At 60.7% G+C, this 5,992-nt stretch carries 8 protein-coding genes and 1 pseudogene; 7 read left to right on the plus strand and 2 right to left on the minus strand.

What is annotated here, in order from left to right; translation table 11 throughout:
* Window positions 1-289, minus strand: a 289-nt coding sequence (locus tag IGW04_RS25280) for a thiamine pyrophosphate-binding protein (RefSeq protein ID WP_267253718.1), incomplete at its 3' end; no start/stop codon positions are given.
* Window positions 290-565: 276 nt separating this feature from the next.
* Window positions 566-1,495 carry a LysR family transcriptional regulator gene (locus tag IGW04_RS25285; RefSeq protein ID WP_194715862.1) on the minus strand — a complete coding sequence of 310 codons (930 nt, stop codon included), beginning with the start codon at window positions 1,493-1,495 and terminating at the stop codon, window positions 566-568.
* 151 nt (window positions 1,496-1,646) lie between these two features.
* On the opposite strand from IGW04_RS25285, the gene IGW04_RS25290 reads away from it, so the two are divergent.
* The 7 genes and pseudogenes from IGW04_RS25290 to IGW04_RS25320 all read left to right on the plus strand — a co-directional run.
* On the plus strand, window positions 1,647-1,982 hold the full coding sequence (locus IGW04_RS25290) for an HAD family hydrolase (protein WP_194715863.1): 336 nt from the start codon (window positions 1,647-1,649) through the stop codon (window positions 1,980-1,982).
* A gap of 62 nt (window positions 1,983-2,044) precedes the next feature.
* The gene (locus IGW04_RS25295) at window positions 2,045-2,377 is read left to right on the plus strand and encodes an HAD family hydrolase (protein WP_194715864.1); all 333 of its coding nucleotides are present in this window, start codon (window positions 2,045-2,047) and stop codon (window positions 2,375-2,377) included.
* Between the two features lie 221 nt (window positions 2,378-2,598).
* On the plus strand, window positions 2,599-3,366 hold the full coding sequence (locus IGW04_RS25300) for a fumarylacetoacetate hydrolase family protein (protein ID WP_194715865.1): 768 nt from the start codon (window positions 2,599-2,601) through the stop codon (window positions 3,364-3,366).
* A 17-nt stretch (window positions 3,367-3,383) separates the two neighbouring features.
* Window positions 3,384-4,394 carry a 2-dehydropantoate 2-reductase gene (locus IGW04_RS25305; RefSeq protein ID WP_194715866.1) on the plus strand — a complete coding sequence of 337 codons (1,011 nt, stop codon included), beginning with the start codon at window positions 3,384-3,386 and terminating at the stop codon, window positions 4,392-4,394.
* 224 nt (window positions 4,395-4,618) lie between these two features.
* Complete coding sequence (locus IGW04_RS25310) at window positions 4,619-4,813, plus strand: hypothetical protein (RefSeq protein ID WP_194715867.1); 195 nt, start codon at window positions 4,619-4,621, stop codon at window positions 4,811-4,813.
* A gap of 28 nt (window positions 4,814-4,841) precedes the next feature.
* The gene (locus tag IGW04_RS25315) at window positions 4,842-5,579 is read left to right on the plus strand and encodes a hypothetical protein (protein WP_194715868.1); all 738 of its coding nucleotides are present in this window, start codon (window positions 4,842-4,844) and stop codon (window positions 5,577-5,579) included.
* A gap of 211 nt (window positions 5,580-5,790) precedes the next feature.
* Window positions 5,791-5,992 (plus strand): annotated as a pseudogene (locus IGW04_RS25320) (NAD(P)(+) transhydrogenase (Re/Si-specific) subunit alpha); the annotation flags it as partial.

The raw sequence follows: 5,992 nt of genomic DNA on the forward strand, positions 1-5,992 counted from the left end.
TCTTGGTCAGGTAGCCGGCGATGGCGGCGGCATTGACGGCATTGGCTTCATGGCGGAAGCCGATGAAGCGAAAGCCCTCGGCCTGGGCCAGGCGGGCCAGGTCGGTGATGGGGATGCCGACCAGGCCATAGATGGTCTCGACGTCATTGGCCTTCAATGCATCGAGCAGCACGTGGAAGCCGTCGGTCTGTTCGGCGGGCTCGGCGCCCTGCGCCTGCCCTGCCTGCTGGTTCTGCTCGCGCAGCAGGGTGCTCTCGTCGGTCTCGGTCGTTTTCAGTACTGAAGACATGCTTGCTCCTGTGGGATTCGGTCGAAAAGTTGGCGCGGTCGATAAGGTCGCGCACTGGTGGTTCGCAGGCTATTCTTGAACGCATGCCCGTGTCGACTCGTCGGCGCAGGCCTTGCGCTTGCTGCCTGCATGCCCCGATTAAGTAGCCGCATCATAGCGATGAGGGCATTTCCTTCTCATTGACCGAGGTCAATTTCCACAAGATGAACAAATCGGCACTTTCCAGGGGTCGGCAGCTTGGGCGGCTGAGAGGCAGAGCTGCTGCCTGGCATGCCTTCATCGGCCGGGTGCGTAGCCGATGAATCGCTGTATCAGGGCTGCGCCGTCGCTCATCAGGAAATCGCGGAATGCCTGTGCCACCGGGGGCAGGCGCTTGCCGCGACGATGCACCACATACCAGTTCAGCATCATCGGAAAGCCTTGCACATCCAGCACCGTGAGGCTGCCCGCCTGCAACTCAAGGCTGATGGTATGCGCCGACAGGAAGCTGATGCCCATGCCGGCAATCACCGCCTGCTTGATGGTCTCGATGCTCTGGATTTCCATCGCGATGTTCAGGTCGTCGATGTGCTGGCCAAAGCTTTCCACCATGGAGTTCCAGGTATCGGAGCCCTTTTCCCTGACCACGAAAGGCTCGCGCTTGATCATCGCCATGGTGATGCGCCTGCGCTTCGCATACGGATGGTCGGGCGGCGCCACGATGACGTAGGGGTGCGGTGCAAAGGCTTCGTTGAGGGTATCCATGTCTTCGGGCGGCCTGACCATGATCGCCAGATCGGTCATGTTGTTGGCGATATCCCCGAGCAGCTTTTCCCGGTTGTGAACGCTCAGGTTGAGCGTTACGCCCGCATGCCGGCGCGCGAATTCAACCAGAAGCCGCGGAAAGAAATAGTCGCCCGCGCTGATGACGGCGACGTTGAGCTTGCCGCCGGTGACGCCCTTGAACTGGGTCAGCGCTTCTTCCGCCTCTTCGAACTGGCGGATGATCTCGCGGCTGTAGCGCAGCAGCTCCTCGCCTGCAGGCGTCAGGTAGGTGCGCTTGCCCAGGTGCTCGAACAGCACCAGGCCGACATGGCCCTGGAGCGTCTTGACCTGGGTGGACACCGCGGGCTGCGTCAGGTGCAATTCTTCCGCGGCGCGTGAAAAACTCAGGTGGCGGGCCACCGTTTCAAAGATCTTCAACTGGCGCAAGGTGGCGTTTTTCATAGCAGGCAGAGTCCGGGTATAAATGATCCTTAATCATTATGCATAAAAACTTTAACTATACCTAATGCATTGCTGCCTCTACGATGCGCTTCAAGACGTCGGACATCAAGACGTTTCCCCATAACGCATTGCAGATTACGAGGAGCAAGCCATGACCGATATCACTTGCAGCAACGTTGCCATGCCTACCCCTGTCGAGGTGCAACGCAGCGCCTACAACGCCGCCTTCTATGAACTGGGCCTGCGCTGGCACTGGGATGCCGACATCTACCATGCGCCGATTCCGCGGGAAGAGGAGCGTGCGCATATCCGCCGCTATATCGAACATCACCAGCCGCATCTGCTGACTGCCTACGACGTCGATTTCCTGGTTGACGCGATACAGGCGGCAAAGGACCGCCGCGTCGAGCTGATTCTTGCCTGTGGCCGCCATGATGCCTGCATGGTCGACTGGGCGGAAGTGCACAAGCACGAGATCGGCATCTGACACCGTTGACGCCGGGCCCGGTGAGGGCCACGGCATGAACAGCATTCAATAAGGAGACCCTGATGTTTGCCTCTCACATTAGCGACACCACGGCGCATGACGCCGCCGACATCCACCGCAGCGCCTACAATGCGGCGTTCCATGAGCTCGGCCTCAGATGGCACTGGGATGCAGGCCATTACGAAAGCGCTCTGCCGGCGAGCCAGGAAAAGGCCCACCTGCTTTCCTATCTCCGCAACCACCAGGCGCACCTGCTCAAGGCATATGACGCCGAGTTTCTGGCCGACGCCATCACCTCGGCCAAGTGCCGCTGCTACGAAACGCTGCTGGTATCGGGCAGCGCCAGGCCCGGCGTCAACTGGGCCGAAATGCAGCAGCCGCAGGTCGGCCATTGAGCCGGCCCCCTGTCCGCCGCCGCACGATAAGGAAATTTGGAAACTTAACCGTGGTCAAGGCACTGGACAGGGCCTTCTCACACAATAAAAGCATGCTATTTCATGCCTGGACCTGTCGCAGCGGACCCTGAATCCGCTCCGCGCCCAGCACCATCACAAGGGAGAGCGCATCGCATCAATGCCATGCGTGGCGATCTGCCGACTCATTAGGGGACAATCAAATGATTCAACGCTGGCTGCGGTTTCAGCATCAAGGTCAAGTCTGCTTCGGCACGCTGGAAGGCGAAAAGATCCGGATCTTCGAGGGCGACATGATGGTTGACCCCATCCCGACCGATCACTCGACGACGATGAACGACGTCAAGCTGCTTACCCCGGTTGTGCCGGGCAAGGTGATCGCACTGTGGAACAACTTCCATGCGCTTGGCCGCAAGCTCGAACTGCCGCCGCCCAAGGAACCGCTTTATCTGATCAAGTCCTCCAACTCCTATCTCAATCCCGGCGAAACCATCAGGAAGCCGCGCGATGAGGGCAAGGTCGTCTATGAGGGCGAGCTGGGCGTGATCATCGGCAAGACCTGCAGCGACGTCGCGGAGGAGGACGCGCTCGACCACGTGTTCGGCTATACCTGCGCCAACGATGTCACCGTGGCCGACATCATCCAGCGCGACCCCACCTTTCCCCAGTGGGCGCGCGCCAAGGGCTTTGATACCTTCTGTCCGTTCGGCCCGGTGGTTGCCACCGGCCTCGACCCCGCGATGCTGGTCGTGCGCACCATGCTCAATAGCGAGGTCCGGCAGGACTATCCGGTCAATGACATGGTGTTTCCGGTACAGAAACTGGTCAGCATGATTTCTCGCGACATGACGCTATATCCCGGCGACATGATCCTGTGCGGCACGTCTGTCGGCGTAGGCTCGATGAAGCCTGGCAGCATCGTCGAAGTCGAGATCGGCGGCATAGGAAAGCTGCGTAACCGTTTCGAGTAGACCTTGGGGTAAAAGCAATGAAGATAGCAATCATAGGGGCAGGCGCCATTGGCGGCTATGTCGGCGTGAAACTCGCCCTGGCAGGGGAGGACCTGACGTTCATCGTCAGGGGCGCCAACCTGAGAGCCATACGGAGCAACGGCATGAAGCTCATCATGCAGGATGGCACCGAGCATGTCGCGTCCAATGTCAAGGCAACGGACAGCTATAGCGAGGCAGGCGTGCAGGATCTCGTGATCCTTGCGTTGAAGGCGCACCAGCTCGATGCGGTGGCGGATGAGGTCGGCAAGCTGGTCGGACCTGACACCGTCATCGTGACGATGCAGAACGGCATACCGTACTGGTATTTCCACAAGCATGGCGGCGAGCTGGAAGGCCGTCAGGTACAGACGGTCGACCCGACCGGCACGCTGGCCGGCAAGATCCCGGTGGACCAGGTGATAGGCTGCGTGGTCTATCCCGCCTCCGAGCTGATCGCGCCGGGCGTGGTGCGCCATATCGAAGGCGACCGCTTCCCGCTTGGCGAACTGGACGGTTCCGTCAGCGAGCGCGTGACCAGGATATCGGAGTGCTTCACCAACGCCGGTTTCAAGGCGCCAGTGCTGGAAAACATCCGTTCCGAGATCTGGCTCAAGCTCTGGGGCAATCTCACCTTTAATCCCATCAGCGCGCTGACGCATTCCACACTGGTGGATATCTGCCAGTTCCCGCTGACCCGCGATCTTGCTGCCAACATGATGACGGAGGCGCAGGCGATCGCCAACAAGCTTGGCATCGAGTTCAGGGTCACCCTGGACAAACGTATCGCGGGTGCGGAGAAAGTGGGCAAGCACAAGACTTCCATGCTGCAGGACGTGGAGGCAGGGCGCGAGTCGGAAGTGGATGCATTGGTCGGCTCCGTGGTTGAACTCGGGCGGCTCACCGGGACGCCAACGCCCCATATCGATACGGCTTATGCGCTGGTGAAGCTGCTGGATCGTACCGTGGCGGAGGAAGCAGGGCAGGTCCGCCTGCAGAAGGCGGCATGAGGAGGCCGGCGGCGAGTTGATCTGACCCGACCTCGGCGGCGACTGTTGCCGCCGCGAGCAGACCAGTGCCCCTTTGGGAAACTGGTCTTTTTTTTTGCCCGGCCCGCAAGGCTCCATCGGCAAATGACCGCGCTGCAGTTGCGCGAAAATTGACCGTAGTCATTTGTGATCGAAACATCGGCGTCGATACTGAAAGCACCAATGAACGATCGTCGAGGTGGATCATGAACGCTTTTTCAAACGGACGCATTGTTGAGACCGAGCGCACCGTCTATCAATTTTCCAGCGAGTCGCGGGCACGGGAGTTCCTGCGTTATGCCCGCATCCTGGGTGAGGTGGGGGCCGCAGGCAAGGTGACGCCCATCGCGAAGAACAAGAAGGACCATTCGGCCCCCTGTCAGTTCTTGCGCATGCATTGAAGAAACCGCATAGACCTCGGCCTCATCAATGACCGCCATGCTTGCCAGCCTGCAGTGCAAGGAGAAGACTGCACCGGGCAAAAGAAACCGGCTGGCGGGACGCATTTCGGTCCTGGGCGAGGATGGCATATCCGCGCAGCTTGCCTGGCGACGCGGCAGCCATGATGACAGCCGCGCGGCAGCCAGGCTGTTTGCAGACCTGTGCAGCAAGGGCTATCACGCATTTGCCGTCTGCGGCGGACATGACGCCCGGCGCATCGATGGATTCAGCCCTGCCTTGGGCGACGTGATATTGACCCCGGGGCATGGTCAGGGATGGGAGGATTGTGATGTGGCGGCATGGCAGGCTTCTGTCATGGATGCGCAAGGATTGCTGCGGTCGGCAATAGCGTACATAACGGGAAGAAAGCCTGCTGCACCGAGCGGCCCGGCAACGAAGCAGGGATGGCAGCGGCGCGGCGAGCGGCAGGCATTGTGCATGCTGCTTGGCATGCTCAATGATGCCCAGCGACGCAGTCTGCGGGAGTGTGACTTCTTCGATGTGCGTGGCGCCGCGAGTGGCGCGATGTACAGGTTGAGGCCAAAGGAACTGGCGCAGATTGTTCAGCTTGACCGGGGCGGGGCGGCGCAATACCGGCTGCAGATTCCAGCTGGCTCCATGCTGCCACCGCATACGGCGCTGCTGGTCCATACGCTGCACCTGCAGGATCCGGAATCCGAGCATGCTTATCTGAGCAGTGCCACGATCGTGGTTGACGGGAATTAGAGCGCCCCACGAAATGTCGCCGGCTTCATCGCGCCAGCTTGATGGCGGGTATGCACTGTCCGTGCCCGAGTCGAGTATGCAGCCACGCATCGCCGCGTTCATGCTGCCAGGCGCCTTGCGTCCATCCGGCAAGCGTCGCGCAGAGGATGCGGCTGCCAGGACCTGGGCCAGTGCCTGCGTAAAGGTTTTACTTTAATTACAGGAAGATTGTATGCGTATAGGCATTCCCATTGAAACAAGGGAGGGGGAGACGCGCGTCGCCGCCACCCCCGAGACCGTCAAGAAACTGGTGGCGGCCAAGCACGAGCTGGTGGTGCAGGCCGGCGCCGGCCTGCGCTCCAGCGTCACCGACGAGGCCTATGCCGCCGCCGGCGCGCAGATCGGCAGCGCGGCCGATGCCTTCGGCGCCGACA

The organism is Noviherbaspirillum soli, from assembly GCF_015352955.1.
GTDB classification, from domain to species: Bacteria; Pseudomonadota; Gammaproteobacteria; order Burkholderiales; family Burkholderiaceae_D; genus Noviherbaspirillum_A; species Noviherbaspirillum_A soli.

Excerpts from the sequence above, each read along its gene's own strand:
- IGW04_RS25315 (WP_194715868.1), top strand. The coding sequence starts at position 4,842 with ATGACCGCCATGCTTGCCAGCCTGCAGTGCAAGGAGAAGACTGCACCG.
- IGW04_RS25300 (WP_194715865.1), top strand. The coding sequence starts at position 2,599 with ATGATTCAACGCTGGCTGCGGTTTCAGCATCAAGGTCAAGTCTGCTTC.
- IGW04_RS25310 (WP_194715867.1), top strand. The coding sequence starts at position 4,619 with ATGAACGCTTTTTCAAACGGACGCATTGTTGAGACCGAGCGCACCGTC.
- IGW04_RS25305 (WP_194715866.1), top strand. The coding sequence starts at position 3,384 with ATGAAGATAGCAATCATAGGGGCAGGCGCCATTGGCGGCTATGTCGGC.
- IGW04_RS25295 (WP_194715864.1), top strand. The coding sequence starts at position 2,045 with ATGTTTGCCTCTCACATTAGCGACACCACGGCGCATGACGCCGCCGAC.
- IGW04_RS25285 (WP_194715862.1), bottom strand. The coding sequence starts at position 1,495 with ATGAAAAACGCCACCTTGCGCCAGTTGAAGATCTTTGAAACGGTGGCC.
- IGW04_RS25290 (WP_194715863.1), top strand. The coding sequence starts at position 1,647 with ATGACCGATATCACTTGCAGCAACGTTGCCATGCCTACCCCTGTCGAG.